Genomic DNA, 17,766 nt, shown 5'->3' with positions numbered 1-17,766 from the left:
GGATTTTAATTTTTCACACCCAAAGACTTTCTGCTTAATATTATTATGGTAGCTGATATGTACATTAAAAGCCCATAAATCGCAGGAACTATTGCAAATTCGGCATTGTTTAATGCAATTGTGGCTAAGGTTATAGCTAAAGTTCCATTTTGTATTCCTGTTTCAATAGAAATACTAATTGCTTGTTTTTTACTCAGTTTAAAAAGTACGGCTAAAACGAAGCCAATCGTCATTGTGCTTAGATTTAGTAAAACAGCAGGTAAACCAGCTTCTTTTAAATAAGAAACAATAACATCTCTAAGGCTAAGTGTAATGCCAACTATAACTAAAATAAATATGATTGCTGAAATGATTTTTACAGGCTTTTCCATTCGTGTTGCGAATGCTCCAAATTTATGTTTAACCCACATACCGATGCTAACAGGTATTAAAACAATTACGAGTAACTGCTTAATCATTGTTATTGCGTCAACACTAATAATTTGACTTTCATTTGCAAATTCTTGTACCGCAAATTGAACAATTAGAGGAATTGTAAAAATTGTAAGTATACTCGCCGCGGCAGTTAAAGACACTGATAATGCTAAATCACCTTTGGCTAAAAAGGTTAACATATTTGAAGTTGGGCCTCCTGGGCAGGCAGACAAAAGCATGATGCCAATTGCAATTGTTGGCGATAGATTTAAAATGGTTGCAATTGCAAAACCGATTACAGGTAATATTATTATTTGACAACAAAGGCCAATAATTATCGCCTTTGGGTAAATGAATATACGTTTAAAGTCAGATATAGTTAAAGACAAGCCCATGCCGAACATAATAATGATCAGCGAAATAGCCAGTATGATTCCTGTAGTAGAATCCATTTATTGAACCTTATAAATTAAGCGTTTACATACAAAGAAACCCAATTAAACAATATCCTGTTAATGTTATCTTATTTGTTATGCATCATATTTTATCATTTCAACTTTTTATGTCGCTCCATTATTTCTTGCCAATTTGTAAAGATGATACCTTCGTCTTTAAAGAATTGAATTAGGTCTGAATCAGAGAACATTTGTGATTCCCAAGACCGTTGTTGCCATGAACCTGTAATGGTCTTTAAATTTTCGGTTAACACTGAAGGATGAAAAATAATTTCAGTAAGACCAGCGTCTAAACCTTGAATTAATTTTTTGAAATTGTCAATTTTCTCTTCATATGTTTTTGCATTTGGTGCACTGGTAAAATAATCCAACTTTGGTAAGGTGTATGCTTCAGACATTTTTACCACACTATCATCCATAGGATAACCTTTACTTCTAAATTCAGCCAAAACTTTAGGGTTTGAAATGTCTATGATGTTTGCAGGAATACCATATTCTTCAGCTACTTTCATATAGGCTTTAACATAACTTGGGTGACCAAATAAAGTGCCCATATGTGTGTCAATATGATCTGGGCGATGACCCCATGCTATTGATTGTTCAATTTGTGCACGAATTTCTTTTTCAACTTCCTCCGCTGAAGCATGTTCAACTACTTGCGGAACTTCATGCCACATTTTATTATGTTCGTCCAATAATCCCGGAACTTCCGCTTCAGGTGTTACTGTTCCCCATCGATAAGTTTTCCATTCACTAGTTAAAGTTAAATGCAAACCAACATCCATTTTCGGATTGCTTTTTGCCCATGAAATAAATTCTTCTGCATTAGGGCATGGTATCATAACTGCAGCTGATTGAATAACACCATCAACTAACATTTTTTCAGCAGCAGTGTTGGCTTCTGGGCACATGCCTATGTCGTCAGCATGTAGCATAATTACTTTTTTGTTTGCTGGCCAACCTAGTTTTTCAGCCCATGTATTTGATGTTTTTGTCACAGGTTCTTCAACTTGACTTGTATTACTTTTTTTCTTTTCTCCACAATTTAAAAATAATAGGGAGCAAAGAATTATTGCAGCATTATTTAGCGTGTTTTTTTTCATAGTATTATCTTATAAGTGTTTGTTAAACCAATCTAAACCATCACCATAAATCGTGTCAATTGGAGCATCTCTATGCTTAGCATCATACCAAATTATTTCTTTTGGTTCTTTTGCTTCGTAATACAGCAATTTACTCATGGCAGGGGGCACAATCTCATCATTCTTCGCATTGAGCATTAATAATGGACGTGGTGTAATGTGCTGCACAAAATTTAATGGCTCAATAATGCTTACAAAATCTTTAGCTTCTTGAGTAAGTGCATTTTTTTCATAGAGCAAATTCAGCTGACCACCGGCTAAAGCAATTACCGGAACTTTAATTCTACTATCAACACCACAAAAAATTGTGCCTATTATACCACCAAGGCTTATACCATAGTAACCAATTCTGTTTTGATCGAGTTCTTTTCTAGTTGCTATAAAGTCTACTGCTCTGCGCAGATCGAAGACCGTTTGACTAATTATATTACGAGACCAATATTTGTATTCTCCGGTAAAATCAAAATCATAAACATCGGTTTTTCGCTCACCATGATTACTGATGTCAATACGTAAAACAGCGTAGCCATTCTTGAGAAAGTAATTATTACCGTATTCTACATAATCAACTGTTTTGCTATCGCCGAGACCATGCATTAAAATTATTACTGGTAATGGAGTTAAACTTTTCTTAGGAAGCCCTAACAAGCCTGTTACTCTTTGGTCATGAATACTTTTGTATGAAACGGAATACAGTGAAAAATCAGTTGTATCTATTAGTGTTTTTACTGAATCTCTCAACGGAATAGCCTTGTCATAATTATAATAAGAAGCTATTGGTAAGCTGTTGCTTGTATCTTTAATGATTTCAAAAATAGAGAAACCGGCAACGATAATTGCGATTGAAAATATACCCCAGTTTCGTATTTTTTTAGAGTACTTCATCGTCATCAGCGAGATACATTCTTGTGCTTTTGGTGTACGTGCCACCGTTCTGATCTACATATTCTAAATCAATATAAAATGCTTTATATCCTTTTTTAGGAAAAGATATTTTTTGCGATGTTTCTTTTCCTTTCGCAGGAGTTATTTTTACCGATTTCCATTCTTCATCCCTAAAGTCACGATCATCAGAATCAGCTGTCCATAGGTATGCGTTTTTAAAATCTTCAGAATTGGATGTAACCGAGAGGGTTGCTGATTTTGTATCTGTATTAAGCTTATAATTAAGTTGTTCATATGGTTTTTTTGCTAAGGCATGTCCCCAGAAACCACTTAGTGCTTTTAGTGCACTTTCACCGCCATCGAGATTATGACCCGCATTTGGTGTGTAGTGAATATAATTTTCACCTGGTATATCAGTTATGTAATTTTTAACTGCATCAACAGGCCAGTACTCATCATTGGTGCCAATAAAAATAAGTTTTGGCATCGTTAGTTTTTCACGATAAGAGTATGGGTCAATCATTTGAGTAAGTGCATTACCATCTGCTGTTTTCACGGTTTGCGGAATTTCAAGTTTTATATAATCGTTGATTTGAATACTGTACTCATTCCATGCAGTTAAATGATAATCTAAACTGACAGGCATATTTAAAACATCAATAACCATAGGGCCTATGGCTTCAACCCTTTGATCACTTGCCCCTGTGAGCCAAGTTGTCCAACCTCTTTTAGACGCTCCCGCAACTGTAAATCTTGTAATGTCTTTGTTTAGCTTTTGTTTTGAAAATTCTTGAACCGCATCCATTCCGCGTACAGCACTTTTCACCATTGGAAAAAGTAAAGGCCAAGTCAAATCTTTATCTTGTTTGTATTGATGTAAAGTATATGAGATTAATTGGTCTTCAACCAAATCACCTTCATACAAAGGTTGCATGGGCACTTGACGAATTATTGCCAAAACAGCCTTATTCTTTTGTGCAACAAGTGCCATTGGGCCTGTTTCGTCAATGTCATCTTGGGGAGTCCATTTTGGCAAACCGTCTTTTAGATGACCTCCGGTAATAAATAAAAGTGCTCCATCATATTTTACTTCTTTCGGTACTAAAAGTGTTAATTGATGTTTCCAAACATGTTTGCGCCAGGTTTGACTCGTCAATAAAAGATTATAAGCTTTGACATCTCCTAATTCAAAAGAATCTTTTAATTGCCACGCGTATGAGTCATCGGGTGTTTTTAAATAATTTTCTAATGCATTTTCTGGTGTCACTTCAATTGCAGCTACTGCTTTTGGTTCTTCTGTTTTTTTCGAATTTTCACGGCATGAGGCTAAAAATACTACAGCAATTAATAGTAAGATTTTAAATGTTATTTTCATTTTGCGTTTGTTTACTTATTGTGGTTTTGGATTGTTTTTTATCATTTCTAAAAGTTCGGAAATCAAAATTTCTCCAGTCATTTCCCCTAAACTGGTACGACTTACATAGGCATATCGTTCAAAGCTGTTAAAGTCTTCTTTGGTTAAAATGTAACCGAATGCGTCATTAGTTAATCCGAATAGAAACGGATTTTTAGTTGGCATTTTTCTTTTCAAGTAGTAGCCAATGTTTGGTAATGCTTCACCTGGTATGGTTAAAATTTGCGCTGTTCCAATATTCAATAAATTAATAGTGGTACTTATTTTGCCATCATCTGAAGACGCCATACTTAATGGTGAGTTTTTCAGAATGAAACGCATCATTTCTGATTCAATCGGAAAACTTACATTTTTACTTGAACAAAGAATATTGGGGTTTTCTTGAATAGGAGCATTAGCAATTATTCGAATGGCTTCGTCAGCTAGTAAGTAACCAATTCTTTTACATTCTTCCCAATCATTGGCTTCTTTGCCATTTTCTAATCGGTTATCAGCAGTAACCATTCCGCCTTGTGCTCCATTCATGAAAATTGCCATTCCGCCGGTTTTTTCTTCTAACCTATTATATAATGGGCCAATTAAATCGGGACTCAATATACCTTGCTTATTGCCAATTACCTCTGGGTGAATAGCATAATTGACCAACGTAACAATAGGCTTGTTTTTATTTTTCCCTTTAGTGCTAATAGCCTGAATTACACCACATCTCGGATCATATAAATCTGGAGCGTAATAATTGTAAGCAATTTTACCTTCTATTTTTTCTACTGAAATTTTAAGTTGAGCAGGTTCTTTATTTTGATATGCCTCATTAACCGCATCTGCTATTTGAACGGTACACCATTCAAGATAATCAAGATCGGCAGCGTGATTGCCATTTTCATCAGGAAAGGCATATGCATCAGGAGCACTGTGTGTATGAGTTGCTCCAATTAAAATGTTGTTAAAAGGAATGTCTTTAATCAGTTTTCTAGACTTATTGCCAAGAGCAGCTGGCCAGCCTAAATTATCAATATTTACAATTGCTATTTTTTCATCACCTTTTACAAAGACCATGGCTCTTACTGAAAGCTCACCTTTTTTTGTAGTGACTGGTTTTGGTGCTCCTACACCCCCTGATACTGCTATTAATGGATTCGGAGTTAGTATTCGTTTGGCTGACCCTACAAATAATTCTTGAGAATTTATAGGATTTATTGAAAAAAGGAGTATACCAATTACTAGAAATAGTGAATTGTAATTATTAGTTTTTCTTCGGTTCATTTTCATTTTAACATATGATAGTTGTAAGAATATTACCCTCATTGTAAAATTAATTGTAAATTTTTACTCTAAAGGGTAATATTTAATGCATAATTAACAATATAACTGAATTGTTGTTAAAAATTTCACAATATTTTTGGTAAAGATGAAATCTTAGATTTAACAATTATACAACTTAATGTTAAATTTTAAGTCTGAAAATAATCTCAGTTTTGCACCTCTTAAAAAAAGAACCGGTTATGAATATATCAAACGCAAAAGTACTTTTAGGATCGTTGGTTTGCTTCTTGCTTGTATTAAATTCTTGTAGTTCTGATGATGATAGAACTGTAGAGAGCATTCCTTTCACTGCAGACATTTTTCAAAGTATTAATGGAAAACGAGTGGCCTTTCAAGGTTTGACAAATAATGCAACAAGTTGGAATTGGGATTTTGGTGATGGTACAACAAGTACTGATAAAAATCCTATTCATGCATACGCTGAAGGCGGATATTATACTGCAGTTTTAACCGCCGCTGATGCCGCTGGATCTTCAATAGTGAAGCAAGTAGAATTGGCAATTGAAATTACACCGTATGTTTTATTAACAGGAGGGGCTACTGCTGAATCTGGGAAAACCTGGAAATTGTCGAGCGCTCATTCTGAGGGTGATTATTTCGGTAATGCAGACGCAGAACTTACACCGTTTGATGGTGCTCCTGCTCCCTTACCTGCAGGTATATTTGGTGCAGGTTTAGGAATGGGTGAAGTTTATGAAGATGAATTTACATTTTATTTTGATGGTAGTTATAGTCAAGATGTAAAGGCAGATGGCGCTGTTTTTAGTGGTTTGCTTTATCAGTTTGTAAGTACGGGTGGTGCAGGTATTGTTAATGATGGTGGTGCCGATTTTGGTCTTTGTACAGGTATGTTTACACCAGAAACGGATGCCACATTTACATATGCAGAAAGTGAAAATTTAACTATTTCATCAGTTTATGGACCAGGTGGAATGTTGACCTATAATGGTGTAAGCACCCTTGATTTTTCAGGTGAAAGCTTTATTGGTCTTAAAGATTTTCAGCAAAAGGTTATTATTCAAGATATAACTGATAACACAATGAGATTGGTTATGTTTTTAGCAGCTTCGCAAGATTTTATAGGTGTAAATACTAATGCAGTTATTTTGACTTTTGAAGTTGTAAAGTAGCTTTAGCTAAATAGAATCAATCAAAAAATGATAATAAAAAATACACAAAACTAAATATGGACACGTATATTCACTTCCAACATAAAGCCACTCGATTCTCGGCTTGTTTATCTTTTGTACTGTTTCTTTTATTCAGTTCCTACGTAAGTGCTCAAACGGTCACTGGTTCGGTTACTGCAGCTGCAGATGGAATGCCATTACCAGGAGTTACTATACTTATTAAAGGAACTACGAATGGTACATCCGCTGATTTTGATGGTAATTACAAAATAGATGTACCAGATGAAAATAGTATTCTAGTATTTTCTTATTTAGGTTTTGAAACACAAGAAATTAGTGTTGCCGGTAAGACAACTATTAATGTTTTATTAAATGAAGATGCGCAAGCTTTAGATGAAGTTGTCGTAACAGCACTTGGAATTAAAAGAGAAGAAAAATCTTTAGGGTACTCTGTTGAGAATGTCGCGGCTGAAGAGCTAACACGCGTTGCACAAGAGAATGTGTTGAACTCACTTTCTGGTAAGGTAGCTGGCGTTACATTAAATAATACTGGTGGTGCGGGATCTTCTGTAAGTATGGTTATTAGGGGTGCAATTTCTTTAAGTTCTGATAATCAGCCTTTATTTGTTGTAGATGGGGTGCCAATTGCAAATACATTAAACAATATTGGAGGTTTTGGTGATCGTAACCCAGTAGATTATGGTAATGCAATTTCTGATTTAGATCCACAAAGTATTGAAAATGTGAGTATTTTAAAAGGACCTAGTGCTGCAGCGCTTTATGGTTCTAGAGCGGGTAATGGGGTTGTTTTAATTACTACAAAGAGAGCGAAGGATAAAGAAAAAATGAAAGTTAGTTTTAGCTCAAATACTGTTTTTGATGTGCCTTATAGGTTCTTAGATTCTCAATCTCAATTTGCTAACGGATACTTTTCCTTTTCACCAAGATCAGAAGGTGGAAGTTATATTCTTCCAGATGTAATACCTGCTGGTGGTAATGGAGGTCCTGAATTAGATAAAGGATATTATGCCGTTCAATGGAATTCACCATTAGACGCTAATGGTGTGCCAATTCCAACCCAATTAAGATCTTATCCTGATAACGTGCGAGAATTTGTTCAAACTGGGATTACTACAACTAATAGTATATCAATATCAAATAGTACTGAGGCCCTTAATTATCGTGTAGGTGTTACCGCATTAGATAATACAGGTATTATTCCAAATTCTGATTTTAAAAGAAACAGTTTTTCTCTTACGGCATCTTCAAAATTTAGTGATAAACTTGAGGCAAGTACTAACGTAAATGTTGTTCATGGCTATGCAGATAATAGACCAGCATCGAATAGAGGTACTAACCCTTTACAGGCTGCTTATAGTACACCTGCAAACATTAATCTCTTGGATGTAAAAGATTATAAATTGCCAGGGACTGATATATATAATTTTTCAGATTTTTATGAAAACCCATGGTTTTTAGCGAATGAAGTAAATAATAGCTTTTCAAGATTTAGAGTCTATGGTAATTTTGCTTTAGATTGGAAGATTTCTCCATCATTCAATATTAGAAGTAGTTATAACCTAAATAGTTTCAATCAAACACAAGAAACTAAAATGGCTCCTGGTTATCTGCGCGAAACAAATAATGGCACTTATGGTATAGCCAAAACAGATGGATTAGAAACTAATATTGACATATTGGCAAGTTATACCAAAGATTTAGGTGATTTTGATATGACTTTATCCGCAGGTGGAAATTTAATGTATCAAAAAAACACAGGCTTAATTAATTCTGCTGCTTCTGGAGCAGGTCTTATTGTGCCTAATCTTTTTACAGTTGATAATATCGCACCAGCAACATTAAATTATTCTAGTTATACAACTGAGCGGGGTATTAATAGTGTCTATGCTTTAGCAAATTTTGGCTATAAAGATTTACTGTATCTTGATGTAACTGCAAGAAATGATTGGTCAAGTACTTTACCTGTTGATAATCGTTCTTATTTCTATCCTTCGGCTTCTTTAAGTTTTTTGGTTAGTGAATTGATTAGTATACCAAAAGTTGATTTATTGAAACTTAGAGCTGGTTGGGCAAGAGTAGGTAATGATACAAGTCCATATCAATTAGGGGCATTTTTTAACAACAATGGTCAGTGGGATAATGCAGTATTATATAGTGGTCAAAGTGGCTTAAATACACCTAATCTTGAACCAGAAGAGGCAACATCACAAGAAATAGGAATTGATTTAAATATGTTTTCGAATAGACTTCGTTTTGAAGGAACTTATTATACGGTTGAAAATAGAAATCAAATTGTACCAAATATTCCTATACCCGGTTCATCAGGATACAATAGTGTTAGTATAAATGCAGGTGTACTTGAAAGTAAAGGTCTTGAACTTTCACTTGGCTTTACTCCCATTCGCACAGAAAATTTTAATTGGGATGTTAATTTGAATTATACAACCAATGAATCAACTATTTTAGAATTATCCGATGGGGTTGATTATATAGAATTCTGGAGTGAAAACAAAAGTGTTTCTAGAGGTTATATAGCAAATGCTGCCACTGGAGAAGATGGTTTAGTGGGTAACATTTACTCCCCATTAATTAAAAGAGTTACTGATGTAAATTCACCTTATTATAACTATCCACTAATAGGTTCTGGTGAAGATGCAGAGTGGCTCGCACAGGAAGAACGTGTAAAAGTTGGTAATTACAATCCTGATTTCGTTATGGGTTTACAAACAACTTTATCATACAAAAACCTTTCTTTGAACTTGACATTTGATTGGCGTTCTGGAGGGCAATACATGTCACAGACCAGTAGATATATGGTTGAAGATGGTTATGGTCAACAAATATTAAATAATCTTGTAAACCCTGGTATTTCTGAACCCGGTCCGGAACTAAAGCAATGGGTCTTAGACAACGCAGATTTACTAATTTATGGAGAGAATTTCTTATCTATTGGTGGTCCACCTGGTGATGGAGGATTTGCCCAAGACTTGGGAGGTAGTGTTGTCTATGATGGTATTTTTAATGCAGGGGTAGTAGGCACGCATGATGCAGATGGCAACTTTATTTTAGAAAATGAAAACTTAGGTGAAGTAGGAACAGCTTTTCTTCCATTTTCGGTTGCCAACCCATGGGAATTTGGAACACCACACATGTTTGATGCTGATTATGTGAAATTACGTGAGGTTTCTTTATCTTATGATTTGCCATCTAAATATTTAGAAAGAACGGCCATTGATAATTTAAGTGTTTCGCTTTACAGCAGAAACATAATGTTATGGACTAAAGATTCTGAATTCGGAATTGACCCAGAAAGAGCTTTTCAAGCAGAAACAAGTTCAGGTAATAGAGGAACTCAATTTAAACAAGGTATAGAAAGATATAATGTTGATCCATGGTTAGTTCCAATCGGAATAAAAATTGGAGTTACATTTTAATAAAATTTAAACTGACATCGCTATGAATAATGCATATTACAGTAAAATAGCCCTATTGGTTTTAGGTCTAATTCTTTTGGTCTCTTGTCATGGACTGGAAGAGTTGAACGAAAACCCAAATCAAATTGGTTCTGAAAATGTAGATCCTAATCTACTTTTGCCAACGGTAATTAATGGTGCAGGTAAAGCAGTAGTAGGCTTGGGCTTTGGCGATATTGCCGGAGTAATGCAGCATACGCAAAAAGATGGTTGGTCTAGTGGACATAATGCATACGACTGGAGCAATGATTCGCATAGTTGGAATAGTTATTACACACTATTGACCAATAATAAGAATATGATTGAAAAAGCCGAAGCAGATAATCTTGAATTTCATCGAGGAGCAGGGCTTGTTATGAAGTCTTTTCTGTTTGGGTTGATTACTGATTTATGGGGTGATGCGCCATATTCTGCCGCACTCCGTGGTAATGAAGGTGCTGAATTTTTTGATGCAGTATTTGATGACCAAAGATCAATTTATGAAGGCATTCTGTTAGATTTAGAGACTGCAAACTCATTGCTTTCTAAAGATCAAGGTTCATATTTTAGCATACAAGCAAATCAAGATATCTTATTCGGTGGCGATGTTGCTAAATGGCGAAAATTTGCAAACTCATTGGCTTTACGATATTACATGCGCTTATCAGTTAAAGAACCAGCATGGGCAGAACAAGGAATTAGGAAATTATTGTCAAACCCACAATTATACCCATTGATAATTGATGCTGCTGATGATGCTAATATGGCATATGTTGGTAATACAAGTGTTGATTCTTGGCCAACCAATACTAAGTTTGATGCTGATTCACAAGGAGCATATTTTAGGATAAAAATGGGTGCAACATTGGTAAATGAGTTGCAAGAATTAAATGACCCGCGATTAGGCGTATGGGCAAATAAAATTGATATTCCATTAGTTTTGGATGCTGGAGCGCCAGATGGCACGGATGAGGTAATAGATGGTGAAAGGCATGTAGCACAAGATATAGTTGATGCGTATGAGGATATTGTAGGTTTTCCAGTGGATTATGATAAAGAATATGTTGGTCTACCAGTTGCTATGACTTTTGGAATTGCTTATAACTTAAGTGAAAATCTTAACCAAGGTGCACTGAATTTGCATGTTTCTCAATTAAATGATATTTATAAAGAAGCCAATGGTGATTTATTACAAGCCCGATTAATCTCCGCTGCAGAAGTTAATTTTATTAAGGCAGAAGCAGCTACAAAAGGTTGGGTGTCTGGTGGCGCAGAAGGATATTATAATGAGGCAATTAAGCAGTCTTTAAATGCTTGGGGAGTAGGTGACGCTTATAGCACTTATATTGCTGGACCTGCAGCTTATACTGGACCAGAAGATATATTAATGCAAAAATGGATTGCAAGTTGGTCAGCAGCTGCAGAGTCTTGGTTTGATTATAGAAGAACAGGTATACCTAATTTGCAAGCAGGGGCAGCCTCTAAAAGGCAAGCACTTCCATTACGTTTCTATTACCATATAGATGAGATTGATAACAATAAAGAGAACGCAGATGCTGCAATTGGCAAACTAGAAACAACTGACTTTAAAGGCGATGATGCAACTAATAATAGCGCATGGTCAAAAATGTGGTTATTACAGGGAACTAATAAGCCCTACTAAGATTTTATTTATTTGAATTAGCTGAAAAAAGGGGTTTCACATCGTGTAAAACCTCTTTTTTTTATTCATTTTTTTGCTTTTCACTCAATTTTATTGAGAATAATTATTTCATAAAGAGGTTAAAATTCTATAAGATTCCTTCAACATAGTTGTGGCATATGTTTTTATTGTAGACTTATTTTGTTAAAACACTAATAGTTAATTATGAAACTTCCATTAAAAGGAATAATACCACCAATGGTAACCCCATTGTTAGAAAATAAAGAACTTGATAGTATTGGTTTAAGTAATTTGATTGAACACTTAATAGCAGGTGGAGTTCACGGTATATTTTTATTGGGCACCAACGGTGAAGGCCCAAGTTTAAGCTATAGAATACGAAAACAACTGGTCTTAGAAGCCTGCGAAATTATAGATGGAAGAGTACCAGTTCTGGTAGGTGTTACAGACACTTCATTTGAGGCTACTATTGAAATGTCAAATTATGCAAAAGAAGTAGGTGCCGACGTACTTGTTGTTGCACCACCCTTTTATTTTCCTATTTCTGAAGAAGAAATGAATAATTATTTAACGGCTTTAGCCCCATTATTACCGTTACCATTTCTTTTATATAATATTCCTAGTTGTACCAAATTGCATTTGGGAGTTGATAGTGTTAAAAAAGCATTTGAATTAGGTGCAATTGGTTTTAAAGATAGTTCAGGAGATATAGAATCTTTATATGAGATAATTGAAGCGTTTAAAGATAAGCCTGACTTTTCAGTGATAGTTGGTAATGAGCTTTTTCTTTCTGACACAATAGTACGAGGTGCTCATGGGGCAGTTTCAGGGGGGGCTAATTTTTCTCCTAGATTATTTGTCGAATTATACAATGCTTGTTTAAATGAAGACCATAATCGAATACAAGAACTCAGTGCTAAAGTTTCAGAAATTGATAAGACTATTTATAATGTTGATGACTCGCCCACTAGAAGTATAAAGGGGATTAAAAGTGCATTAGCAGTAATGGGTATTTGTGATGATTATATGGCGCAACCCTTGCAAAAATTAGATAGTGAAAAGCGTACAAGTGTCAAAAGTCATTTAATGAAATTCAAAGTGAATTCTATATCGTAAAACTTAATTAATTGTGATGAACAAAATTAGCATACATAAGATTACATTACTAATCTTAATTTTGTTAATCATCATATTAGCTACTGCTTTTCATTTTCAGATTCATTTTGAAAATGCATTAACTCTTCAACCCGAATTAGATTTTGAAGTTAAAATAGCATTTTGGCGTGTATTATTTGAACCTATTGTTGGATTACTATTATTCTTTAATCGCTCTTTGTATGCTTTAGAAGAAATTCCTATTGCTTTATTATGGTTAGTGATAGTCTATTGTATCTATAGTGTTTTTAGAATAATTAAAAGTTCACATGGAAGAATTTTAGCACTTAAAAAATTAGCAAACCTGCCACTTGTTATCGGAGTATGTTTTGCCTTATTTGTGTTGGTACTTTTCATTCCTCTCCCTAATAATACCATTATAAATAATTCTGAAAATTCTATTTTGGTAACTACCCATGCACATACTGAATATAGTCATGACGGATTGATTTCTCAAGAAAACATGTTACAATGGCATAAACGAAATGGATTTGATGCTTTTTTTATAACTGACCATGCTAATCATAAGAAGAGCTTGCAATTTGCACAAGATCAAAATATTAATGCTCAGACAAATGACCCGCTTGTGATGGTTGGGCAAGAACATTCAGGTAGTAACCACATGAGTTTGTTGGGCCTCAATGGTAAATTTGACACCAAGGGTATGACTGACAAAGCCGTAATAGATTCGGTGCATAGATATGGTGGTGCCGTAATTATTAACCATTGGTTTGATGGAAAAGGGAAGGAGAAAGAATTCTATCATGAAATTGGTGTAGATGGCTTTGAAATTGAAAATTCAGGGACTGATCTTTATTACGATAGAGAAACTTTTGAAGAGCTAAGAAATTTCTGTGAAGAAAATGAATTGACAATGATTGGTGGTTTAGATTTTCACGGTTACGGAAGGGTTTGTTCTATGTATAACGCCCTAAAAATTGACAATTGGAATAGTCTAGATAAAAACACAAAAGAACAATCTATTTTATCAGTTTTAAAAAGTGGTTCCAATGAAAATATTAAAGTATTAATATATAAAGATCGACCATATTATTCAAAAGCCAATTTATTTATCAGCCCCTTGTTTACTGTAGTTAACTATTTTAGATCATTAAATCTGTTACAGGTTTTTTCTTGGATAGGCTGGTTAGTGTTACTTCAAAATATAGTTAAAAGGTTTAAAAGAAAAGAAGAAAATAAAAGTACAGGGCTATTAATTATAGCAATTACAAGTGCACTTTTTATGATTGCATTAGCGGCCTATTATTATAATAGAGGCCAATTGGTATTAGGCTACAGTAAAGTGTATAAAGAATATAGTGAGCTACTCGGTCCAATAGGTATCGTACTTTTAATTTATGCTGCGGTTGTACTGTATTTTCGATTCTTTAAACAGAAAATTTAAATTATTCTATAAAGTTCTGAAGTTTAAAATCGAAAGAGAGGCATTTTAAACAATTCTAAAATAATAATAATGAATGTTAAAAAGCATGGTTTAAGTTTATTGATAGTTGCTATGGCATTAGCAACCGCATGGGCAATTAGAGGTCAATTTGGGCATGAACAAGGTGCCGCATGGGCTGGCGCTATTGGTGCATTGGCTTTAGTCTTGGTTTCTAATAGAAAAGATTGGTATGCTAAAATGCCAATAATTGCATTAGCATCTGCTATTGGCTGGGGGGCAGGTGGTATGATTAGTTATGGTATTGTTGTTGGCTATGGTAGAGCTGATAATTTTATCAATGTGTTTTATGGTTTAAGTATGCTTTTTGTCATTGGTGCATTATTCGGTTTACTTGGTGGCGGTCTTGTGGGTATGGTGCTTGATTCAACTAAGAAAAATAAAGTTAATTGGGGTGGATTAGTCTCAGAAATGGTTGCCGGAGGTTTGTTAACCTATTTCTTTTTAATTGAACAGATAGGTTTTAAAATGACACCTCCTAGATCTGAAGCTTGGGCCTTTGTTTTGGGGGCAGGGTTGGCAATGTTATTGCATATGGCACGAACAAATCGAAATGCCCCAATACGTGTTGCTATAATTTCTGCGTTGGGTGCTGGTTTTGGTTTTGGTTTTGGAAATTTTCTTCACGTAGCAGGTAACGTGTTTGAGATTCAGTTTAACATGTGGAATGTTATGGAATACAGCATCGGTTTTTTCGGTGGATTGGGAATGGCTTATGGAGTTTTTTCGTCACATTGGCCAGTTGATGAAAAACCTAGCCCAAAAATTTGGGTTAATAGAGTTGCCTTATTTGTCATACTTGTTTTTATCCCACTAATCGTGTATCGTGAATCACTTGCTTATGAACATTTAGTAAAGCGTTTGGGTGAAATTCAAAATTTAGAACAAATCGCTTTCTCTAGTACCGTTTTTGTTGCAATTGTACTTTTCAGTATAGCAGTATTTTTATTCATCAAATTAAAAAACAACAATTATTCAATGAAAGATGTTGCGTTGTTTTTCTTTATGTATTTCAGTAGCTATACTTTAATGAGCTATATAGTAACGGGGCTCTTTGCGGGAAAATTAGGGTTGAACCACAATTTGTACGTATTGAATATTGTTTTGATTTATATAATGTCGCGCAAGGCAAAAATCAAAGATGTTCAAATAGTAACAGATCACATTAATGTAAAAAAATGGTTTAGCTATTTGTTGATAATACTTGTGTTACTGGCGGTGTTTTCTTTGATAGCAATTAGTATTCACGATGGTTTGCCAGGAAATCACAACCGATTTGAATTGAGTTAAGAACTGGAAACTTAGAAGTCAGATTTTATCTATGCTAACGGTATCTTATTCTCTAAAATTCTTACGATAGTCAGATGGTGTTTTACCCATATTTGCTTTAAAATAATGATTGAAGTTGGCCAAGTTATTATAGCCGCTTTCAAAGCAGATTTGTGTAATTTGTTTGTCAGTTTCTGCCAGAAGTTTTGCTGCTATACCAACTCTAACATTTTTTACATATTCCATAAAAGTATGGCCAGTTTTCTTTTTGAAAAACCTACAAAAAGAACTGGGTGCCATATTTAAGACTGCAGATGCTTCTTCTAGTTTGATGCCTTCTTGAATATTCTGAAAAACGTATTCATACACTTTATTTACTTTTTCAATATTCTTTGAAAAAACGGAAGAGCGATCAATAGGGTTTGATAACCGTACTCGCTCATCAATCTTTATTAAATTATTGAAAATTTTTAGTAAACCAATGTAATATTCAAGACCATTACTTTCTGACATTTCTTCTAAAACTTGTCGTATTTCAGTATCATCTTCAACTTTAAACCGAATTCCTCGATTAGACAGTTTTAATAAATCAACAACTTTTTGAAGTTCTGGCATTTTGAAAAAGTCAGAATCAATGATGTTTTCTGAAAAATGTGTAACAATGCATGTGGGTTCTTCATTGTCTTCGACATCTAATATTTCCCAGCAATGCGGCAAGTTTGGCCCCAAAAGCACCAAATCTCCTTTTTCAAATCCTGATATATTATCACCTACAATTCTTCTGCCTACCCCTGAGGTTATGTAATTCAGCTCAAAGTTCTTGTGTGAGTGTATTCTCGCATTTGATGACAAAGGCAATTTTCGTGATATAAACGAGTGGTTATTGGGTACGAATATTTTTTCACAAATAAATTCCATATCTAAGTATATTAACTCTTACTATCAATAATAGTAATTTTTTTTGACATTTTAGGTTAATATAACATAAGATTTGTGTAAAATAATGGTGGCATACGGGAGCGAATTAAATTTACTTTGTCTCAATTATGACCAACATTATGACTTTAAATTTGAGAGGTATAATTCCTCCAATGATTACACCTCTTACAGAGGACTACAAATTAGATGAGACAGGTTTAAAAGTTCTAATTGAACATTTAATATCAGGTGGTGTTCACGGTATATTTTTGCTAGGATCCAATGGTGAGGGTCCAAGTTTAAGTAATACTATCCGTAAAGAGCTAATCACAAAGGCTTGTGAATATATAGATAAAAGGGTGCCTGTTTTAGTGGGTATAACTGACACTTCGTTTGATGGCTCAATTGAAATTGCAGAGCATTCTAAAACGGCAGGTGCTGATGCTGTGGTAATTGCACCGCCATATTATTTTCCAATTTCAGATGCTGAAATGGATGAATATTTGAATACCTTAATACCCAAATTGCCTTTGCCGTTTTTGCTTTATAATATGCCGAGTTGTACTAAAATGAATCTCTCGCTTGAAACTGTGAAAAAGGGAAAAGAATTAGGAGCTTTAGGTGTTAAAGACAGTTCAGGTAATCTTGATTATTTAAATAGTCTTATAGATGCCTTTAGTGATTCGCCGGAGTTTGCGGTAATTGCAGGTGCTGAAGGTTTTTTACCTGCCACAATAGAGCGTGGTGGTCATGGTGCAGTAGCTGGAGGAGCTAATATTTTTCCAAGATTGTTTGTTGACCTTTATGATGCAGCCCTGGCTAAAGAGGAAGATAAAATTGTTGAATTGTTGAAAAAAGTTAATCACATAAATGATACTATTTACAGTGTAGGTAAAACACCTTCGCGTATTACAAAAGGTATAAAATGTGGAGTTTCAGTTTTGGGTATTTGTGATGATTATATGGCAATGCCTTTACATAGATTTGGTGCAGTTGAAAGAGATAAAGTTAAATGCCATATTGAAAATTTTAAGAAAGAGTCAATGGCTGAATTATAAAAAGT

At 34.5% G+C, this 17,766-nt stretch carries 13 protein-coding genes; 7 read left to right on the top strand and 6 right to left on the bottom strand.

The annotated features are described in order from the left end of the window. Positions 1-5 precede the first annotated feature (5 nt). From JQC67_RS03130 to JQC67_RS03110, 5 genes are all read right to left on the bottom strand, one after another. Positions 6-866, bottom strand: coding sequence for a bile acid:sodium symporter family protein (locus tag JQC67_RS03130; RefSeq protein WP_203251406.1), 861 nt, complete (start codon positions 864-866; stop codon positions 6-8). Positions 867-961: 95 nt separating this feature from the next. Beyond that, positions 962-1,972, bottom strand: coding sequence for a polysaccharide deacetylase family protein (locus tag JQC67_RS03125; RefSeq protein ID WP_203251405.1), 1,011 nt, complete (start codon positions 1,970-1,972; stop codon positions 962-964). A gap of 9 nt (positions 1,973-1,981) precedes the next feature. Then, on the bottom strand, positions 1,982-2,896 hold the full coding sequence (locus tag JQC67_RS03120; RefSeq protein ID WP_203251404.1) for an alpha/beta hydrolase: 915 nt from the start codon (positions 2,894-2,896) through the stop codon (positions 1,982-1,984). Beyond that, positions 2,883-4,271 (bottom strand): PhoPQ-activated pathogenicity-related family protein, encoded by a 1,389-nt coding sequence (locus JQC67_RS03115; protein ID WP_203251403.1) that lies wholly within the window; start codon positions 4,269-4,271, stop codon positions 2,883-2,885. The genes JQC67_RS03120 and JQC67_RS03115 overlap by 14 nt, the downstream gene beginning before the upstream one ends. 15 nt (positions 4,272-4,286) lie before the next feature. Then, complete coding sequence (locus tag JQC67_RS03110; RefSeq protein ID WP_203251402.1) at positions 4,287-5,573, bottom strand: hypothetical protein; 1,287 nt, start codon at positions 5,571-5,573, stop codon at positions 4,287-4,289. A gap of 239 nt (positions 5,574-5,812) precedes the next feature. Between JQC67_RS03110 and JQC67_RS03105 the strand changes: the two genes are divergently transcribed. The 6 genes from JQC67_RS03105 (at position 5,813) to JQC67_RS03080 (ending at position 15,806) form a co-directional block, all read left to right on the top strand. Beyond that, complete coding sequence (locus JQC67_RS03105; protein WP_203251401.1) at positions 5,813-6,763, top strand: PKD domain-containing protein; 951 nt, start codon at positions 5,813-5,815, stop codon at positions 6,761-6,763. Positions 6,764-6,819: 56 nt separating this feature from the next. Next, positions 6,820-10,218 (top strand): SusC/RagA family TonB-linked outer membrane protein, encoded by a 3,399-nt coding sequence (locus JQC67_RS03100; protein WP_203251400.1) that lies wholly within the window; start codon positions 6,820-6,822, stop codon positions 10,216-10,218. Between the two features lie 22 nt (positions 10,219-10,240). Further along, positions 10,241-11,899 carry a SusD/RagB family nutrient-binding outer membrane lipoprotein gene (locus JQC67_RS03095; RefSeq protein WP_203251399.1) on the top strand — a complete coding sequence of 553 codons (1,659 nt, stop codon included), beginning with the start codon at positions 10,241-10,243 and terminating at the stop codon, positions 11,897-11,899. 204 nt (positions 11,900-12,103) lie between these two features. Beyond that, entirely contained in the window at positions 12,104-13,015 is a 912-nt protein-coding gene (locus tag JQC67_RS03090; protein ID WP_203251398.1) for a dihydrodipicolinate synthase family protein, read from the top strand. Positions 13,016-13,031: 16 nt separating this feature from the next. Then, positions 13,032-14,459 (top strand): PHP domain-containing protein, encoded by a 1,428-nt coding sequence (locus JQC67_RS03085; RefSeq protein WP_203251397.1) that lies wholly within the window; start codon positions 13,032-13,034, stop codon positions 14,457-14,459. Between the two features lie 69 nt (positions 14,460-14,528). Continuing rightward, the gene (locus tag JQC67_RS03080) at positions 14,529-15,806 is read left to right on the top strand and encodes a hypothetical protein (protein ID WP_203251396.1); all 1,278 of its coding nucleotides are present in this window, start codon (positions 14,529-14,531) and stop codon (positions 15,804-15,806) included. Positions 15,807-15,851: 45 nt separating this feature from the next. On the opposite strand, the gene JQC67_RS03075 is transcribed toward JQC67_RS03080, so the two are convergent. Next, positions 15,852-16,703, bottom strand: a complete 852-nt coding sequence (locus JQC67_RS03075; protein WP_203251395.1) for an AraC family transcriptional regulator — start codon at positions 16,701-16,703, stop codon at positions 15,852-15,854. Positions 16,704-16,843: 140 nt separating this feature from the next. Between JQC67_RS03075 and JQC67_RS03070 the strand changes: the two genes are divergently transcribed. Continuing rightward, a complete protein-coding gene (locus JQC67_RS03070; protein WP_203251394.1) occupies positions 16,844-17,761 on the top strand; it encodes a dihydrodipicolinate synthase family protein in 918 nt (305 codons plus the stop codon). The last annotated feature ends 5 nt before the right edge of the window (positions 17,762-17,766 follow it).

It is taken from the genome of Aurantibacter crassamenti (assembly GCF_016811105.1).
GTDB lineage: Bacteria > Bacteroidota > Bacteroidia > Flavobacteriales > Flavobacteriaceae > Aurantibacter_A > Aurantibacter_A crassamenti.
Note: the sequence above shows the minus strand (reverse complement) of the source record. Positions and strands in the feature narration are given on the sequence as shown.

Bases quoted from the DNA above. Each gene is read 5' to 3' on its own strand.
- JQC67_RS03125 (WP_203251405.1), bottom strand. From the start codon at position 1,972: ATGAAAAAAAACACGCTAAATAATGCTGCAATAATTCTTTGCTCCCTA.
- JQC67_RS03095 (WP_203251399.1), top strand. From the start codon at position 10,241: ATGAATAATGCATATTACAGTAAAATAGCCCTATTGGTTTTAGGTCTA.
- JQC67_RS03070 (WP_203251394.1), top strand. From the start codon at position 16,844: ATGACTTTAAATTTGAGAGGTATAATTCCTCCAATGATTACACCTCTT.
- JQC67_RS03080 (WP_203251396.1), top strand. From the start codon at position 14,529: ATGAATGTTAAAAAGCATGGTTTAAGTTTATTGATAGTTGCTATGGCA.
- JQC67_RS03115 (WP_203251403.1), bottom strand. From the start codon at position 4,271: ATGAAAATAACATTTAAAATCTTACTATTAATTGCTGTAGTATTTTTA.
- JQC67_RS03100 (WP_203251400.1), top strand. From the start codon at position 6,820: ATGGACACGTATATTCACTTCCAACATAAAGCCACTCGATTCTCGGCT.
- JQC67_RS03130 (WP_203251406.1), bottom strand. From the start codon at position 866: ATGGATTCTACTACAGGAATCATACTGGCTATTTCGCTGATCATTATT.
- JQC67_RS03090 (WP_203251398.1), top strand. From the start codon at position 12,104: ATGAAACTTCCATTAAAAGGAATAATACCACCAATGGTAACCCCATTG.
- JQC67_RS03075 (WP_203251395.1), bottom strand. From the start codon at position 16,703: ATGGAATTTATTTGTGAAAAAATATTCGTACCCAATAACCACTCGTTT.
- JQC67_RS03085 (WP_203251397.1), top strand. From the start codon at position 13,032: ATGAACAAAATTAGCATACATAAGATTACATTACTAATCTTAATTTTG.
- JQC67_RS03110 (WP_203251402.1), bottom strand. From the start codon at position 5,573: ATGAACCGAAGAAAAACTAATAATTACAATTCACTATTTCTAGTAATT.
- JQC67_RS03105 (WP_203251401.1), top strand. From the start codon at position 5,813: ATGAATATATCAAACGCAAAAGTACTTTTAGGATCGTTGGTTTGCTTC.
- JQC67_RS03120 (WP_203251404.1), bottom strand. From the start codon at position 2,896: ATGAAGTACTCTAAAAAAATACGAAACTGGGGTATATTTTCAATCGCA.